Annotated in this window: 21 protein-coding genes; 18 read left to right on the forward strand and 3 right to left on the reverse strand. The window is 42.6% G+C overall.

Annotated features, from left to right (window positions below):
* Positions 1 to 162: 162 nt before the first annotated feature.
* The 10 genes from ACIQ0H_RS15305 (at position 163) to ACIQ0H_RS15350 (ending at position 8,246) form a co-directional block, all read left to right on the forward strand.
* Positions 163 to 1,353 carry an ABC transporter substrate-binding protein gene (locus ACIQ0H_RS15305; RefSeq protein ID WP_403416382.1) on the forward strand — a complete coding sequence of 397 codons (1,191 nt, stop codon included), beginning with the start codon at positions 163 to 165 and terminating at the stop codon, positions 1,351 to 1,353.
* Between the two features lie 271 nt (positions 1,354 to 1,624).
* On the forward strand, positions 1,625 to 2,500 hold the full coding sequence (locus ACIQ0H_RS15310; protein ID WP_403416385.1) for a branched-chain amino acid ABC transporter permease: 876 nt from the start codon (positions 1,625 to 1,627) through the stop codon (positions 2,498 to 2,500).
* Positions 2,501 to 2,513: 13 nt separating this feature from the next.
* Positions 2,514 to 3,464 (forward strand): branched-chain amino acid ABC transporter permease, encoded by a 951-nt coding sequence (locus ACIQ0H_RS15315; protein ID WP_403416387.1) that lies wholly within the window; start codon positions 2,514 to 2,516, stop codon positions 3,462 to 3,464.
* Entirely contained in the window at positions 3,454 to 4,242 is a 789-nt protein-coding gene (locus tag ACIQ0H_RS15320; protein WP_403416390.1) for an ABC transporter ATP-binding protein, read from the forward strand. Before ACIQ0H_RS15315 ends, ACIQ0H_RS15320 begins: the two co-directional genes overlap by 11 nt.
* Complete coding sequence (locus ACIQ0H_RS15325; protein WP_403416575.1) at positions 4,235 to 4,942, forward strand: ABC transporter ATP-binding protein; 708 nt, start codon at positions 4,235 to 4,237, stop codon at positions 4,940 to 4,942. The genes ACIQ0H_RS15320 and ACIQ0H_RS15325 overlap by 8 nt, the downstream gene beginning before the upstream one ends.
* 550 nt (positions 4,943 to 5,492) lie before the next feature.
* Positions 5,493 to 6,437: a lipoyl synthase gene (gene lipA / locus ACIQ0H_RS15330; protein ID WP_403416393.1), complete on the forward strand. Its 945-nt coding sequence runs from the start codon at positions 5,493 to 5,495 to the stop codon at positions 6,435 to 6,437.
* Positions 6,438 to 6,487: 50 nt separating this feature from the next.
* A complete protein-coding gene (locus tag ACIQ0H_RS15335) occupies positions 6,488 to 6,610 on the forward strand; it encodes a hypothetical protein (protein ID WP_403416396.1) in 123 nt (40 codons plus the stop codon).
* Positions 6,607 to 6,918: a YutD family protein gene (locus tag ACIQ0H_RS15340; RefSeq protein WP_403416399.1), complete on the forward strand. Its 312-nt coding sequence runs from the start codon at positions 6,607 to 6,609 to the stop codon at positions 6,916 to 6,918. The genes ACIQ0H_RS15335 and ACIQ0H_RS15340 overlap by 4 nt, the downstream gene beginning before the upstream one ends.
* 113 nt (positions 6,919 to 7,031) lie before the next feature.
* Positions 7,032 to 7,481 carry a DUF86 domain-containing protein gene (locus tag ACIQ0H_RS15345; RefSeq protein WP_403416402.1) on the forward strand — a complete coding sequence of 150 codons (450 nt, stop codon included), beginning with the start codon at positions 7,032 to 7,034 and terminating at the stop codon, positions 7,479 to 7,481.
* A 3-nt stretch (positions 7,482 to 7,484) separates the two neighbouring features.
* Positions 7,485 to 8,246 (forward strand): TIGR01457 family HAD-type hydrolase, encoded by a 762-nt coding sequence (locus ACIQ0H_RS15350; RefSeq protein ID WP_403416403.1) that lies wholly within the window; start codon positions 7,485 to 7,487, stop codon positions 8,244 to 8,246.
* A gap of 189 nt (positions 8,247 to 8,435) precedes the next feature.
* Here the strand turns inward: ACIQ0H_RS15350 and ACIQ0H_RS15355 are convergent, their stop codons facing one another.
* Positions 8,436 to 8,672 carry a YuzB family protein gene (locus ACIQ0H_RS15355; protein ID WP_403416577.1) on the reverse strand — a complete coding sequence of 79 codons (237 nt, stop codon included), beginning with the start codon at positions 8,670 to 8,672 and terminating at the stop codon, positions 8,436 to 8,438.
* Between the two features lie 195 nt (positions 8,673 to 8,867).
* Between ACIQ0H_RS15355 and ACIQ0H_RS15360 the strand changes: the two genes are divergently transcribed.
* A complete protein-coding gene (locus ACIQ0H_RS15360) occupies positions 8,868 to 9,935 on the forward strand; it encodes an NAD(P)/FAD-dependent oxidoreductase (protein ID WP_403416406.1) in 1,068 nt (355 codons plus the stop codon).
* Positions 9,936 to 10,110: 175 nt separating this feature from the next.
* On the opposite strand, the gene ACIQ0H_RS15365 is transcribed toward ACIQ0H_RS15360, so the two are convergent.
* Complete coding sequence (locus ACIQ0H_RS15365; RefSeq protein WP_403416409.1) at positions 10,111 to 10,443, reverse strand: YuzD family protein; 333 nt, start codon at positions 10,441 to 10,443, stop codon at positions 10,111 to 10,113.
* Positions 10,444 to 10,528: 85 nt separating this feature from the next.
* Between ACIQ0H_RS15365 and ACIQ0H_RS15370 the strand changes: the two genes are divergently transcribed.
* The 5 genes from ACIQ0H_RS15370 (at position 10,529) to ACIQ0H_RS15390 (ending at position 14,114) form a co-directional block, all read left to right on the forward strand.
* Positions 10,529 to 10,765 (forward strand): NifU family protein, encoded by a 237-nt coding sequence (locus tag ACIQ0H_RS15370; protein ID WP_403416411.1) that lies wholly within the window; start codon positions 10,529 to 10,531, stop codon positions 10,763 to 10,765.
* A gap of 327 nt (positions 10,766 to 11,092) precedes the next feature.
* Complete coding sequence (locus ACIQ0H_RS15375; RefSeq protein ID WP_403416413.1) at positions 11,093 to 11,455, forward strand: HesB/IscA family protein; 363 nt, start codon at positions 11,093 to 11,095, stop codon at positions 11,453 to 11,455.
* Between the two features lie 237 nt (positions 11,456 to 11,692).
* Positions 11,693 to 12,907: an NAD(P)/FAD-dependent oxidoreductase gene (locus tag ACIQ0H_RS15380; RefSeq protein ID WP_403416414.1), complete on the forward strand. Its 1,215-nt coding sequence runs from the start codon at positions 11,693 to 11,695 to the stop codon at positions 12,905 to 12,907.
* A gap of 141 nt (positions 12,908 to 13,048) precedes the next feature.
* Positions 13,049 to 13,546 (forward strand): NUDIX domain-containing protein, encoded by a 498-nt coding sequence (locus ACIQ0H_RS15385; RefSeq protein WP_403416416.1) that lies wholly within the window; start codon positions 13,049 to 13,051, stop codon positions 13,544 to 13,546.
* Between the two features lie 241 nt (positions 13,547 to 13,787).
* Positions 13,788 to 14,114, forward strand: coding sequence for a YuiB family protein (locus ACIQ0H_RS15390; protein ID WP_403416419.1), 327 nt, complete (start codon positions 13,788 to 13,790; stop codon positions 14,112 to 14,114).
* A gap of 57 nt (positions 14,115 to 14,171) precedes the next feature.
* Here the strand turns inward: ACIQ0H_RS15390 and ACIQ0H_RS15395 are convergent, their stop codons facing one another.
* Positions 14,172 to 14,648, reverse strand: a complete 477-nt coding sequence (locus ACIQ0H_RS15395; protein WP_403416421.1) for a divergent PAP2 family protein — start codon at positions 14,646 to 14,648, stop codon at positions 14,172 to 14,174.
* Between the two features lie 164 nt (positions 14,649 to 14,812).
* Between ACIQ0H_RS15395 and ACIQ0H_RS15400 the strand changes: the two genes are divergently transcribed.
* Positions 14,813 to 16,324, forward strand: coding sequence for a leucyl aminopeptidase (locus ACIQ0H_RS15400; RefSeq protein WP_403416424.1), 1,512 nt, complete (start codon positions 14,813 to 14,815; stop codon positions 16,322 to 16,324).
* Positions 16,325 to 16,387: 63 nt separating this feature from the next.
* Complete coding sequence (locus tag ACIQ0H_RS15405; protein ID WP_403416426.1) at positions 16,388 to 16,672, forward strand: hypothetical protein; 285 nt, start codon at positions 16,388 to 16,390, stop codon at positions 16,670 to 16,672.
* Positions 16,673 to 16,842: the final 170 nt, after the last annotated feature.

The following is a 16,842-nucleotide window of genomic DNA, read 5'->3' on the forward strand; positions in this document are numbered from 1 at the left end:
AATAGTCAGTCATTTATATATACTAGCAATAAGATTTAAAACAATATGAAAGTAGTAAACAATCGATTCTTGCTTTTGAAAATGAACATATGGGGGGAAGACTGAGGATTCAAAGCACTACGCTTAGAGTTATCGGAATTTTTAAACAAAGGGGGATTTTAAATGAAATTTAAAAAATTCGCAAGCGTATTTGCTACAGCTACCCTTGCAGTTGGCCTATTGGCAGGATGTGGTACAGGTGAAGATGCGGACGGTGGCAGTTCAGGCAGTGGGGGTGGCGACACGATTAAGATCGGGGTCAACCTAGAGTTAACAGGCGGTGTTGCTTCTTATGGAACATCGGAAGTGTCCGGGATTGATCTTGCAGTTGATGAAATTAACGACGCTGGTGGAATTGACGGTAAGGAAATTGAAATCGTCAAAGTCGATAATAAGTCAGACCCTGCTGAAGCGACAAGTGCAGCACTTAAATTGATCACTAAAGACAAAGTTGTAGCAATTATCGGAGCAGCAACAAGTGGTGCAACAGTTGCACAGGCTGAAATTGCCAATGGCAATAAAGTGCCTCTTATCAGTCCATCTGGAACAAGCCCAACGGTAACAGTTAAAGAGGATGGCAGCGTCAATGAATTTGTGTTCCGTACATCATTCATCGATCCATTCCAAGGGACAGTTGCAGCGAATTTTGCAGCGAAAGAATTAAAGGTGAAAAACGCTGTGATCTACTCGGATAACTCAAGTGACTATTCAAAAGGTCTTGCAGCTGCATTCAAAAAAGATTTTGAAGCGGCAGGAGGCAAAGTAATCCTTGAAGAATCTTATCTAGGAAAAGACACAGATTTCCGTTCTACCCTAACGCGTATTAAATCAGCAAATCCAGAATTTATTCTTATCCCCGGCTATTATGAAGAAGTGGGGTTGATTGTTAAACAAGCTCGTGAAATGGGCATCGATGTTCCACTTATGGGCGCTGATGGTTGGGATTCTCCAACTCTATTGAAATTGGCTGGTGCGGATGCATTGAACAATACATTCACAACAAATCATTACTCTTCTGAAGATCCGGATGGAATCATCCAAGATTTCAATAAAAAATTCGAAGAGAAGTATGGAAAATCACCAGATGCATTTAACGCACTTGGTTATGACACTGTTTACCTCCTTGCAGATGCTATCAAGCGTGCAGGTGGACCAGACTCCGTGAAGATTAAAGATGCTTTAGCAGAAACAAAAGACCTTGAACTGGTCACTGGGTTATATTCAGTAGATGAAAATCACCACCCAGTCAAAGCGGCTACAATTCTTGAATACAAAGACGGCGAACAAGTGTTTAGAGCAAAAGTAAATCCTTAATTCAAGTGCTAGGAATGGGGGGAGGCTATCCTCTCATTCCTTTTTTATTGCCTACTTTATAAAGTTGAAATATTGAATGCATGTATACATTGAGCGAAGGCGCCTTAACAGGGGTAGCCGAAGCCATAAGACTGGCCGGCGAAGCTGCTTGGCTAATGGTGGGAGGCATTCCCGAGGAAGGATGTAGTTCAATCCTTCCCTAGCGCCACAGCGAGTTCAACGGAATTCTTTATTTCATCCTATCAAGAACAACTAAAGGAGTGAAAAGTGCATGGAATGGTTACAGCAACTGATAAACGGTATTTCACTCGGAAGTATATATGCGTTAATAGCATTGGGCTATACAATGGTTTATGGAATCATAAAACTTATTAACTTTGCACACGGAGAAGTATTCATGATTGGAGCATTCATTGGGTATTTTTCGATTGCTGGGTGGGGGCTTGGACTCTTTCCTGCATTGTTAGTATCGATGACAAGCTGTGCCATCATTGGTGTTATCATTGAGCGAATTGCTTATAAAAGATTACGCAATGCAACGAGAATTGCTGTACTGATCACGGCAATCGGGGTATCTCTTCTGATTCAAAATGGTGTTATTTATATGCGTGGGGCACAACCAGAAGTGTATCCAACGGTATTAGCCAATAAATCATTTTCTATTTTAGGTGTTCAAATTAGTAGTCAATCCATCTTAATTCTTTCTGTTTCGATCGGCCTAATGATCATTCTTCAATTCATTGTACATAAAACGAAGATTGGAAAAGCGATGCGTGCTGTTTCCTATGATAGTGAAGCTGCTAAATTGATGGGCATCAATGTAGATAACACAATCTCAGCGACGTTTGCGATTGGATCAGCACTAGCTGGAGCAGCAGGCGTTATTTTCGGTATTTATTATACAAAGATTGACCCTTTGATGGGGGTTATTCCTGGTTTGAAAGCATTCGTCGCGGCTGTTCTTGGTGGAATTGGAATTATCCCAGGAGCGATGGTCGGAGGTCTTGTGCTGGGAGTGGTAGAAACGTTTGTCAGTGCACTTGGTTTCTCTTTATGGAGAGATGCTGCGGCATTCGTCATTTTAATCCTAATTCTCATTTTCAAACCGTCAGGCATCTTTGGTAAAAATACACGTGAGAAAGTGTAGGTGAAATAACATCATGAAAAAATCAAAACAATTTTGGTTATTTATCGGAACATCCATCGTTTCTTATGCCATTGTTCAACTCCTCATCAGCGTGGGGATATTGGATGACTTCTATATCAATACGATTGTCTTCATGTCCATCAATATTATGTTGGCGGTCAGCTTGCATTTAGTGATTGGGATTACGGGACAGTTTTCATTGGGTCATGCTGGGTTTTTAGCAGTCGGTGCCTATGTATCGGCGATTGTCACGATGAAATTACATCTGCCATTTCCAATTGCTATTTTGGCGGCAGGAGTCATGGCTACCATTGCAGGATTAATTATCGGGATTCCAAGTTTACGGTTAAGAGGAGATTATCTAGCGATTGCCACGCTTGGATTCGCGGAAATCATTCGAATTGTCTTTTTGAATACTGATTATGTAGGTGGGGCGGCAGGTATGCAAGTCGCTCATTTAACAAATTGGACCTACACATTTATTTGCCTTTTTGCCACGATTGTTGTGATTGTTAACTTTACCAATTCGCGGCATGGTCGAGCGTGTATATCGATTCGGGAGAATGAGATAGCAGCGGATGCAATGGGTATTAATACAACATATTATAAGGTTCTAGCGTTTGCTATTGGTGCTTTCTTTGCAGGGATTGCAGGTGCCTTGTATGCACATAATTTTTATATTATTCAACCTGTAAACTTCGGATTCTTAAAATCAATTGATATTTTAATTTATGTCGTGTTAGGTGGGCTTGGAAGTCTGTCAGGTGCAGTTTTGGCGACGATTCTGTTGACGCTTGTCTCTACATTCTTACAAGGATATCCCGAAACACGCATGATTATTTATAGTCTTGTACTGATTATTGTGATGCTCTATCGCCCTAAAGGTTTAATGGGTACGATGGAAATTACCGATTATTTCAAGCTATGGAGAGGTTCGAAAGGAGGCAGCAAACATGGCCAGTGAACCGTTACTTAAAGTCACAGATGTTGGTATACAGTTCGGTGGGCTAAAAGCCGTTTCGAATTTTAATATGGAAATTAAGCAAGGTGAGCTTGTTGGTCTGATTGGACCTAATGGTGCAGGCAAGACAACTAGCTTTAACTTGTTAACGGGTGTTTATACACCAACGGAAGGCGACATTCTACTGAACGGGCAACGCATTAATGGCATGGCGCCTTATCAGGTTACGCGCAAAGGGATTAGCCGGACGTTTCAAAATATCCGTTTGTTCAATGAATTATCAGTGCTAGATAATGTGAAAGTGGCTTACCATTCATTGGCTAAGCATTCGGTTTTGAGTTCGATGTTACGCCTTCCTGCTCACTTTTCTGGTGAAAAAGAAATGGAAGAGAAGGCAATGGAGTTCTTAAAAATCTTTCAATTGGATAAATACAAAGATGAAGATGCGAAAAACTTAGCTTACGGGAAACAGCGTAGATTAGAAATTGCTAGGGCATTAGCGGCAGGACCTCAGTTATTATTACTTGATGAACCTGCCGCTGGGATGAACCCGCAGGAAACGAAAGAATTGATGGAGTTAATCGCTTTTGTTCGTGAGAAATTCAATTTAACGATTTTATTAATTGAACATGATATGAACTTAGTCATGGGGATTTGCGAGCGTATTTACGTATTGGACCATGGTGTACTTCTTGCCGAAGGATCTCCTGAGGAAATCCGTAATAATCCAAAAGTAATCGAGGCTTATTTGGGGGAGGAAGTGCATGATGAGCATGCTTAAAATCGAAAATATAAATGTCTATTATGGAAGTATCCATGCCCTGAAAGGTGTTTCGTTAGAAATAAATGAAGGTGAAATTGTCACATTGATTGGTGCAAATGGAGCCGGGAAAAGCACATTGTTGAAAACGTTGTCGGGTTTATTGAAACCGAAAGAGGGTTCCATCAGCTATTTGAATTCATCAATAGCGGGTAAGCCAGCCCAAGCCATTGTAAAAGCAGGCATCTCACATGTGCCAGAAGGGCGGCGCGTGTTTGCGGATATGAGTGTGGAAGAGAATATTGAATTAGGTGCTTTTTTAAGAAAAGATAAGGCGGGTATTAAAAAAGATTTTCAAAAGGTCTATGAGATTTTCCCGCGTTTGCATGAGCGACGCAAGCAGTCTGCGGGGACATTATCTGGCGGAGAACAACAGATGTTAGCGATGGGAAGAGCAATTATGGCAAAGCCAAAGCTATTATTATTGGATGAACCATCCATGGGCTTGGCTCCATTAATGGTGAAAACGATTTTTGAAGTCGTGAAGGATATTAATAAAGAAGGAACAACCATTTTACTTGTTGAACAAAATGCCAATATGGCTTTATCAATCGCGGATCGAGCGTATGTCATCGAAACAGGCAGGGTTATTCTGTCAGGGACTGCTGAAGAGTTACAGGCTAGTGAAGAAATTAAAAATGCCTATCTTGGCGGACATTAGGATCGAAAACGCTTGGTGTCAGGATTCAGGCGTGAATAGAGAAGTTATAAATTTTTCTCGGTACGAGACTATTATAGTTTCCAACCAATAAAAACAGAGCGGCTAACCCCAAAGATAGAGGAGTTAGCCGCTCTTTCTGCTGTCCAGCTCCGGGCGCCTCGATCTTGTTGGTAAAGGCAAAAAGCGCCTTTATCCTCAAGCTCTCTGACGTACAGGAAGTACTAGTGCAGGACGTGGCGGGTTTAGTCGGCCAGCGCCTGTCGCGGGCCTACAGGAAGTAGGTCACGGAGTCGTTGCCGCAGGACGCGGCGCGGCAGGACGCGGCGCCCTTAGACTGCGTTCCTCATTTCGGGCGCCCTCCGCTTTTCCGCCAGTTGTTTGAAGTCTGAATATATGATACATTGACAGTAGTGTTGGAAACTATCCAACCTATTGTAAACGTATATGAATGAAATAAGTTGAATTGTTGAATACGTATATAAACTGAGCATTGGCGTCAAGCGGTTTTTATCTATACTTATAATAGACTGTAGGAATGGAGTAGATTGTCGTGTCGTGCAGACCAGAGCAGGGAACTAGAGCTGAACATGTTAAAAAACCAGATTGGTTAAAAATCAAGCTGAATACGAATGATAATTATGTAGAACTCAAGAAATTGATGCGAGAAAATAATTTACATACCGTATGTGAAGAAGCTCGCTGCCCGAACATCCATGAGTGCTGGGGAGAGCGTCGTACAGCAACGTTCATGATACTTGGTGCGGTATGTACGCGCGCCTGTCGTTTTTGCGCGGTCAAAACAGGACTACCGACTGAACTTGATTTAGCGGAACCAGAACGCGTTGCGGATTCTGTCGCGCTTATGAATCTAAAACATACCGTGGTAACGGCTGTTGCACGTGATGATCAAAAAGACGGCGGTTCTGCAATTTTTGCTGAAACGATTCGTGCCATTCGCCGGAAAAATCCATTTACGACTGTGGAAGTACTACCATCAGATATGGGTGGCGATTATGATAATCTAAAACGACTTATGGATGCAAAGCCCGATATCCTCAATCACAATATAGAAACTGTTAGACGTCTAACGCCAAGGGTCCGTGCGCGGGCAAAGTATGATCGTTCACTCGAACTTCTACTACGTGCAAAAGAAATGCAACCTACAATCCCGACAAAATCTTCTTTGATGCTTGGACTTGGTGAAACGCATGAAGAAATTTTAGAAACGATGGATGATTTGCGTGCGCACAAAGTGGATATTATGACAATTGGCCAGTATTTACAGCCAACGAAAAAACATTTAAAAGTACAGAAATACTACTCGCCGCAAGAATTCGGCGAACTTAGAAAAATCGCAATGTCCAAAGGGTTCTCTCACTGTGAGGCAGGTCCGTTAGTTCGCTCGAGTTACCATGCCGATGAGCAGGTAAATGCGGCCGCTAAGGAAAGGCAACGTCTAGGTGATGGGGAACTTGAGGTAACACTGCAAAGCTAATAAAGGTAGTTTAAAAAGTCCGGTGAAAATATCTCGAGGAGGCCCGCATAATGCGGGTCACGCGGCTATTGCCACAGGACGTGGCGTTTGTTGGCCGCGATCTGTCAGCTTGCTCCTCGGCTATTTTCATCCTCCTTTTTGAACGCTTATTTAAAGTGGCGGTGAAAAAATGATAAAATTAGATGATTGGCATTTTGAACTGGTGACGAATTATCGTGACGGTTTTAATGAGGAGGCACTACTTGCACGTTATGGTGATGTCCTTCTTAAATATGATTATATACTAGGTGACTGGGGATACGGACAACTTCGTTTAAAAGGTTTCTTCGATGATACGAACCAGAAGGCAACGTATGAAACAAAGATCAGTACCTTAGAGGATTATCTGTATGAATACTGCAATTTTGGCTGTGCTTATTTCGTGTTGAAAAAAGTGGAACGGGTCAAAAAAGACGCATCCTTATCAGAAGGAACTAACTAAAAGACTCGCAAATGGATGTGATACTGTCCATTTGCGAGTCTTTTCTATGCGCCATGATAGATATGGTATTATAGAAAAGGATATATAAAGATAACAAACGGGAGGGACAGGCTATGTATTTTGTTGACAGAAATCAAATTAATAAAGCGCTTGGTCATATGGAGAACTTGCTTGGGATCTATGAAAAAGAAAGCGGTTGGGCAGATGATGAAATTCGTACACTTGCACTAGAACGAATTGCACAAGTCGTCATCGAATCGATTATTGACGTTGGTAACTCGATGATTGATGGTTTCATCATGCGTGATCCGGGAAGTTATGAGGACATTATCGATATTATGGAAGATGAACGGGTAGTGACGCCGGAAATGGCTGCTCCGTTAAAACGTGTGATTGACCTGAGAAAAATGATTGTTCGCGAATTCACCGAAGTGGATGCTGAGGAGATTAATACTGTCCTGCATGATACGCTGGCAGAACTTCGAGAATTTCCAAATAAAGTCCGTTACTATCTTGAAAATGAGTTGGGACCGGTATCAGCGTTCTTACCGGAGGATCAGTGAGTTATGCAACACTATAAAGCAATCTGCCTTGATTTGGATGGGACTGTTTACCGAGGAACTGAACCGATTCCGGAGGCAGTCTCTTTCATTGCGAGTGCGCAACAGCGTGGTATAAATCCTTTTTTTATAACCAATAATTCTTCAATGACTCGTTCGCAGCTGCAAGAAAAATTGGCTGCATTCGGCATTAAGACAGAAGGTAACCGCATTATGACATCTGCGATTGCGGTGGCGAAATATTGTAAAGAAAATTATAGTGGTGCATCTGTTTTGATGGTTGGTGAAAAAGGGTTGGAAGATGCGCTGGTATCAGAAGGCATTGAGTTAGTGGTGGATAATCCAGATGTGGTCATTATGGGAATTGACCGGGATATTACCTATGCGAAATTGTCAGCCGCTTGCCTTGCGATACGAGCAGGTGCTCATTTCATTGCAACGAATGCTGACAAGGCATTTCCAAATGAGAAAGGCCTGGTTCCGGGGAATGGCTCCTTCGTAAAATTGGTGGAAGCTGCGACGGGAAAGACGGCTATATTTGTTGGTAAACCAGAATCGCATATGTTAGGTTTCATTCAGCAAGAAAACGGTTATTGTAAAGAAGAGATGATTATGGTTGGCGATAACTATGATACGGATATCCAAGCTGGCATCCGCTTTGGCATCGATACGCTACATGTGGCAGGTGGCGTTACATCTAAAGAAGAAGTATTGTTAAAAGAACAGCAACCAACGTATCACTTTCAAACATTAGCGGAATGGAATTAATCAATCACGCCTGAGCGTGATTGCGTCCGGATTTTGAATCGGGCTTGAGGTCTACACGACGCGGCGAACTTAGGTTGCCTTCTTTAACTCCTTTCGAAATCCGTGACATCCGCCGGAGGCATTATCTAAATTCAGCTGAATTTAGATAGTAAAAAGCTAACCGCCTTAAATGGCGGTTAGCTATAATGCTCAAAAGAGCGGATTGTCTTCTATGAATTGATAGATCCGTTCAGTCAGTTCCTTGGGCGTGTCGCCTTGGACAACTTCACCGTTGACAACTGCGTAAAAAGTATCCATACATTTTGTACAATAGCTTAGACAACCATATTCAAGAATGTCTAGATTAGGATCTTTTTCCAACGTTTCAAAAGTTTCTTGTGAACCGTTGGCTAGATTACTTATGCAAAACTCGACAATCGGATTCATGACGATCACCTCACTCATTGGAATCCTACTCTTTTTTTCCCCATACGTCAATTCCTCTGCACTACCATAGCTATCTGTTAAAACGACTTATAGGTTGAATTTTTACTGTGGAATGTATCATTGTGAAGTTTGTCACAAACTGATATAATCAGAATGAGAAAATAACGAATTAACGGATTATGAAGGAGAAGAACTATGAGAAAACTTGTACTACTTGGTGCTGGATATGGAAATATGCGTATTATGCTGCGCTTATTGACGAAAGATCTTCCAGATGACATTGAAATCACACTCGTCGATCGGACCCCTTTTCACAGTTTGAAAACGGAGTTTTACGGACTCGCGGCTGGTACAGTGTCAGATTCAGATGTACGTGTGCCGCTTCCAATCCACGATAGATTGAAAGTGGTCGGCGGAGAAATTATTGAAATTAGACCGGATGAAAAATGTGTCTATCTCGATGATGGGGTACAGATTAAGTATGATGAACTTGTGATTGGTCTAGGTTGTGAAGATAATTATCACGACGTACCGGGAGCGGCTGAATATACGTATAGTATCCAAACAATCGGCAAGTCAAGAATTGCGCATGAGAAAATTCTTGGTTTTGGAGCAGGTGCTACAATCGGAATCGTTGGAGCTGGTTTAAGTGGTATTGAGCTGGCAAGTGAATTGCGGGAAAGTAGACCTGATTTAAACATTAAATTATTCGATCGAAGCCCACGCATTTTGCGCGATTTCCCTGAAAGGCTCAGCAATTATGTAAAACGCTGGTTTGACGAACATAATGTCGATGTTGTATCGAACTCCAATATTACCAAAGTTGAACCAAACGCTTTGTATAATCATGAAGAAACGATCCCTGTCGATGCGGTTGTGTGGACAGCCGGTATTCGTCCCGTTGCACCTGTTAAAAATATCGACACAGAAAAAGACAAATCGGGTCGTGTTATTTTGAATATGTATCATCAGTTACCTGCATTTAACGATGTCTATATCGTAGGGGACTGTGCGTCGTTGCCTTACGCGCCAAGCGCCCAGGTTGCTGAAGAACAAGCTGAACAGATTGTGAAGATATTGCGTTTAGTGTGGGCTGGAGAAGCATTGCCAGACAAGTTGCCAGAGATTAAGCTAAAAGGCTTCCTTGGCTCCTTAGGGAAGAAGCAAGGATTCGCCTATCTTGCAGACCGCACGGTAACAGGGCGCATTGCAAGGTTATTAAAGTCCGGTGTGCTGTGGATGTATAAGTGGCACAATGGCTAACAAGAAAAAATCCTTTATTCACAAGTCAATTGTGAATAAAGGATTTTTGTCGTTTAGGCTCCAACGCCTAGCCCCTCGAGTCGCTTCAGTCTTGCTGATAAAGGCAAAGAGCGCCTTTATCTTCAAGCCTTCCAGCGCTTGTCGGGGCTAAACAGGCGCTTGCGCTTTTGTTCTTTTAAGCTTCTGCTGTATAGCCGTGCTTTTCAAGTGCTGCGAAAACCGGTTTTAATTGAATATAGCCTTCGCCAATCATTTCGTCTTCAATCATCACAAGTGGATAGAAATACTCATCATTGCGTACTTGTTCTGCAATCCCATTTTGACGCTCATCAGTAATATTCTCTGCATCGATATCAATATAATGGATATCATAAGGCTGATTCGGATACTTTCTATCAATAGCAGCCTGTAACCATTCGTAAGTATCTTTGGATGAAGGTGCGTTTACACAGCTTGCACAGATAACCTCTGCTCCATAAATTTCAATGCTAACTTTGTCTGTTTTCAATTTAACTATCTCCTTCCGGCGCAATATTGGATTTTTTCTTTCGTGCAGTTTATAATAAGTATAATGAAAGGGGAGTTTAAAAACAATGACAGAAACAACGATGACTGAATCAGTTCAAGAAGTATTAGATAAATTACGCCCATTCCTATTGCGTGATGGAGGAGACTGTGAGTTAGTTGATATTGAGGACGGCATCGTGAAACTTCGCCTACTCGGTGCATGCGGAACATGCCCAAGCTCAACAATCACATTAAAAGCAGGGATTGAACGTGCTCTTCTAGAAGAAGTTCCAGGTGTTGTAGAAGTGGAACAGGTATTCTGATTTAGCACTTTAAAGTAAGTGGGAGCGGGCCGAGTGTGGGTCCGCTTTTTTTTGTTGCTTAGGAAATTTTAAAATCTCGAACTGTGGATAAGTTGCGACGTATAGATTTTGCGTCTAGGCTCCAGCGCCTAGGGGCTCGGGTCGTTTCGGTCTTGCTAGTAAAGGCAAAGTACGCCTTTACTTTCAAGCCCTCCAACGCCTGTCGCCCCTGAACAGGCGCTTGCGCTTTTGTTCTTTAACTTCTGGGTAAAGTAAGCGTTTATGATTGCGTTATGGTTAAATTCCTTGCTATGATGAGAGAAGAAAACAAAGGGAAGGTGAACGCAAATGGCACAAGTTGTTGAGGTAACTGAGGCAGCGGTGTTTCATGTAAAAGAAATGATGCGCCATAATGGGGAAGAAGGTTCATTCTTACGTGTGTCCGTCAATGGCGGCGGCTGCAGTGGCTTGACGTATGGAATGGGTTTCGAGACCGATAAGTCAGAGGATGATCAGTTATTAGTCCAACATGATTTACAGATCCTAGTTTCGAGTGAAGATGCCGGGATCCTTGCCGGAACACAAATTGATTATAAAGAGTCCCTTATGGGGGGCGGATTTACCATAAATAATCCTAATGCGATTGCTTCGTGTGGGTGCGGTACTTCATTTAGAACGGCGAAGAAAGCTGGAACTCCAGCTGACTGCTGATTTATTTTAAGTCCCTTACAATCTAGTGTAGGGGCTTTTTTTGTGCGCTGATTATAATTCTATGTTTTCAAAAATTTTCTATTTCAATTATAGTATTGAAATGCCATATCAAAAGGGCTACTATAAGAGATAGAAGTTTGTCGAAAAAATGACAAAGGCCGGGACTGTGTAAATCGTCGGTGTACTTGATTTCACGAGGGCCGGGCACATAATAATTTAAAGGTGGTTTCGATCTTCGTGAAAAGACCGACAATTTTAGTGTTAGGTGCAGGATACGGCGGTTTAGCGACAGTCGTAAATTTACAAAAATCACTAGGGACTGACGAAGCGGATGTCGTCCTTATTAACAAAAATGATTATCACTATGAATCCACATGGCTTCATGAGGCGGCTGCAGGAACGTTGTCTCCTGAACAAGTTCGTTATGATATCAAATCAGTTATCAATAGCCAAAAAGTAGAATTCATCAAGGCAGAAGTACAAGGAATCGACGTTGCTAGCAAAGTTGTAACGTCAAGTGTGGGTTCACATTCATACGATTATCTTGTGATCTCTCTTGGTTTCGAAGGTGAAACTTTCGGTATTCCAGGGCTTGATAAGTATGCATTGTCTATGGCAAACGTGAAAGCGGCTCGCCAAATTCGTGAACATATCGAATACCAATTTGCTACATGGTCTCTTGAAGAAGAGAAAGATGATAGCCGTCTAACAATTGTTGTTGGGGGAGCAGGATTCTCAGGAATCGAGCTACTTGGTGAACTTGGTAATCGTGTGCCTGAGCTTTGTAAAGAGTTCGACGTTCCAGCTGACAAAGTACGTGTACTTTGTGTGGAAGCGGCTCCTATGGTTCTTCCAGGATTCGATCCGGAGCTTGTGCAATATGCAGTTGCTAAATTAGAAGCTAAAGGCATCGAATTCTCAATCGGTACACCGGTTGTTGAAGCGACTGCTGAAGGTGTTAATATTAAAAAAGGCGAAGATGAATTTGAATTCATCAAAGCTGGTACTGTCATTTGGGCAGCAGGCGTTCGCGGTAACCGTTTGATCGAATCATCTGGTATCGAAAACATGCGTGCTCGTGTTAAAGTTGACAAAGATCTTCGTGCACCAGGTCATTCTGATGTATTCATCGTTGGAGACTGTGCATTGATGATTAACGAAGAAATCAACCGCCCATACCCACCAACAGCGCAAATCGCTATGCAACAAGGTGAGAAGTGTGCGCACAATATCGTGGCACTATTGAAAAACCAAGCGACTTCAGAATTCGTACCTGACTTAAAAGGTAGCGTTTGTTCACTTGGTCACGACGATGCAATCGGTCTTGTATTTGGTAAAAAATTAACGGGATCGAAAGCTTCATTCATGAAAAAAGTGGTTGATAACCGTTCACTATTCATGATTGGTGGAGTAGGTCTTACAATTAAAAAAGGGAAATTCAATTTCCTATAAATCGACTCAAAACTCTTTAAGCATCTGCCTGTCTACTGACGGCAGGTGCTTTTTTTGGAAAGATAACTTTGTTATCTTTGGTCGGTGTTTAGGCTCCGGGCGCCAGACGCCCTGCGCTTTTCGCAGAAGGGACGGGGGATAATGTCGCGAAGTAATCGTGGGAATGTATGGCTTGGGGCAGCTGGTCTTGTTGTCAATAATGAAGGGCAGTGGCTTGTTGTGCGAAAAACTTATGGTGGACTTAAGGGGAAGTGGTCGATCCCTGCTGGTTTTGTCGATGGCAAAGAAACGGCAGATCACGCTGCCATTCGTGAAGTGAAAGAGGAAACAGGCATTGACTGTAAGTTAGAAAGCATGATTGGCTTTCGCACAGGTGTATTGAACGGGGAGATAAGTGATAATATGGCGATATTTTTTCTTAGCCCTACAACAGAGAGTCAATTTTTAGTTCCGCAACTAAAAGAAGTTTCTGAAGTAGCATGGAAAAGTCCGCTAGAATTAAAAGAAGACCCAGATTCTTCTTTACTGATTTTGGAGATGGCTGAAAATGTGATTGAGGCTGGGTTAGATGAAATCAACGATATCAACCCCGGTGAAATTTTTGGCTATACGTCCTATAAACTATTTTTCAAAAAGTAGTTATCTGCAACAATCATATAAGTTGGATAGACGAATGTTCTTGTAACTATCTATATAAGTTGTACTTATGATTTCCACACAATCTCCAGCGGAGGCATCCCCAAGCGTCGAGCGTTGTTAGTAAGAATCTTTAATTCAACTCATATAGTTAAATTGCGACAAATTAGCAAACAGGTTGTGATTTGTTGAAAGCTTTCTCTTATTCATGTAAAATAATGAAAGGAAAACGGAGGTTATTACTTTGGGAACCATTTCATTGACGCACGTCGTCTTATCCGTACTAATTTTCATAGTCATGTTTTTTGGTATCGGATTCCTATTAAATATGCTTCTTCGAATGACATGGTTGATGGCTATCATTTATCCAATCGTCGTCGTGCTTATTATTGATGAAGTGAAAGTATATGAATACTTCACAAAGCCGAAATACGCATTCCAACTTCTTGGAGAAAAATTGACGGCACTTCATACAGCGGATATCATTATTTTAGCAAGTGGTCTTGTAGGCGCAATCATTTCAGGATTCGTTATGAAGATTTTGAGAAAACAAGGTTATCAGATGTTCTAACTTAAATCTAACAAAAACGGTGTATTCAAGCGGAAATGCTTGGATACACCGTTTTTTTTACACGATAAAATTATAGATGATTACGGAAATTAGGATACCGGTAACGGCACCTGCAAATACTTCGCTCGGTTTGTGGCCAAGCAATGTTTTTAGCTCCTGTATTTTTTGTTGACCATCTTTTTGCTGCCAGCCTTTAGCTTCTTGGACGAACGTTTGAAAATCCAATCGCATTTGGTTAATGATAAGAGCTTGTTGTCCCGCTTGGTAGCGGATTCCCGTTGCATCGAACATGACGATAACAGCAAAAATGGCAGAAACGGCGAAAAGTGGTGAACCGAGTCCAGCTTCATAAGCGATGGCGGTAGTCAAAGCCGTAACTGCCGCCGAATGAGAGCTCGGCATCCCGCCTGTTGATGTCATGAGCTTCCAATCGAGTTTGCCACTTAGAAGAAAATAGATGGGGATCTTCACAAATTGTGCAAAGACAATACCGAATAATGCCGCGAGGAGCGGAATGTTTTGGAATATAGCCATCGTTGTCCACTCCTTTGAAAATTGAACTTGTTAGATAATACAGTTAGTATACCACAAAGCTTTGTTGCGAAAACAAAATGGTTCGGATTCTGAATGAATTCATACAAACGGCTGAAAATTTGGTATATAATAGAGGCTGTATGAAAAAATTGGAGGCCAGTTAAATGAAAACAATCATTGTAGAACCAGACTTTAATAAAGTAGAAGCAGATGTCCTTGTCATTGGTGTCCCGGAACATGCGGAAAATATTGAAGGCTGGGCTGGATTTGTCAGTTCTTTTAGTCCACGTCTACCAGAATGGCTTAAATTGGGAGATATTAAAACGGCTTTGTATAAAATCGTTACAATGCCAGCTATAGAAGAGCGTGGCTATAAGCGTGTATTCTTTGTCGGTCTCGGTTCACAGAAGGCGTTGACAGGAGATTCCTTACGCCAAGCATTCGCGGCAATCGGTAAAGAACTTGCCAGTGCGAAAGCGGCATCTGTTGCGATTTGGACGGCTCCTTTTACAAATGATGACCTAACTTGTGAAGATGTTGTGTTTGCAGCATCGGAAGGTATCGGGCTTGGCATGTATAAGTTTGCGGGATATCGCACCGATTCAAATGAGCGTGATGTTTCTTTGGAAGCACTAACTTTCTTATCTGCATCAGATGCGGATGAATTGAAAGCGGCATGTGAAGTCGGGAAAGTATATGCCTATGCGGTCAATGAAGCGCGTAATTTAGTCAATATGCCACCCAATCTATTAACGGCAACTAAAATGGCTGAGTATGCGCGTGAACTTGCGGAGAAATATGATTTTGACATTGAAGTACTCGGTAAAAAAGAAATGGAAGAGCTCGGCATGGGTGCCATCCTTGCGGTCAATCAAGGATCTGTTGAAGAGCCGAAACTCATTGTTTTAAAATATGCTGCGACAGAACAATGGGAAGATGTTATCGGCCTAGTCGGAAAAGGCGTCACGTATGATACAGGCGGCTATTCATTGAAACCTCGTGAAGGTATGGTGGGGATGAAAGGTGATATGGGTGGTGCGGCTGCGGTTCTTGGTGCCATGACCATCATTGGTGAGTTACGTCCACAGAAAAATGTCATCGCGGTGATTGGTTCTACGGATAATATGGTTTCAGGGGATGCCTTTAAGCCAGATGATGTCATTACATCATTAAGTGGCAAGACAATCGAAGTGCTTAACACTGACGCGGAGGGACGTCTTGTATTGGCGGATGCCGTGACGTATGCGAAGCAATCCGGAGCAGATTACCTGATCGACGTAGCAACGCTAACAGGTGGTGTTATTGTTGCACTTGGCAATGATAAGACGGGTGCTTTGACGAATGATGAAGGGTTCTTCGAAGAATTCATGGAAGCATCTATGGAGACAGGTGAATTCGTATGGAGATTGCCATTAACGGAAAACGATAAGAAAAGAATTCGTAAAAGTGATGTAGCTGACCTGAATAATTCACCTGGCCGCGATGGACACATGATCTTCGGTGGAGGCTTTGTAGGGGAATTTGCGGGCGATACACCATGGATCCATCTAGACATCGCAGGGACGTCAGACGCGGCTGCTGCGCATGATCTAGGACCAAAAGGGGCGACGGGCGTAATGGTACGAACATTGGCGACGTTTGTTGAACGGCTGGCAGATTCTGAACTAGAGGGCTGATAGGCAATTGTCTCCTGACTTATCCTTTTGTATGAATAGGATAAGTGGAAAGGGGGGATGATTATGCCTAGAGGTTTTGATGGTGGTCGAGGTGGATTTGGCCGCGGATTCGATGGTGGTCGTGGATTTGGCCGCGGATTTGATGGTGGCCGCGGATTTTTTGGTGGGTTTGATGGCTTCGGCGCGCCGTTTCTTGGTGGCCTTGCTGGTGGTCTTTTAGGATCGGCACTGTTCCCAGGTGGTGGTTATGGTGGTGGTTTTGGTGGAGGATATGGTGGCTATCCTCCGTATCCGCCGTATCCTCCGTATGGCTATCCGCCATGTTGGAATTGCGGACCGTTTTATTAACTTGCATCAGCAGAAGTCCCTCACTTCTATAGGTGGCGGGATGAATCCAAGTCTGCAATTTAATACAGAGGGTTTTCAAATTCCCTGCTGAGTCAAGTTAATGCCTCCGGCGGATGTCACAAATTTTGAAGGGAGTTAAGGAAGGCAGTCTAAGATTGCGACGTCCTGTC

It is taken from the genome of Sporosarcina sp. NPDC096371, from assembly GCF_044762865.1.
Taxonomy (GTDB): domain Bacteria; phylum Bacillota; class Bacilli; order Bacillales_A; family Planococcaceae; genus Sporosarcina.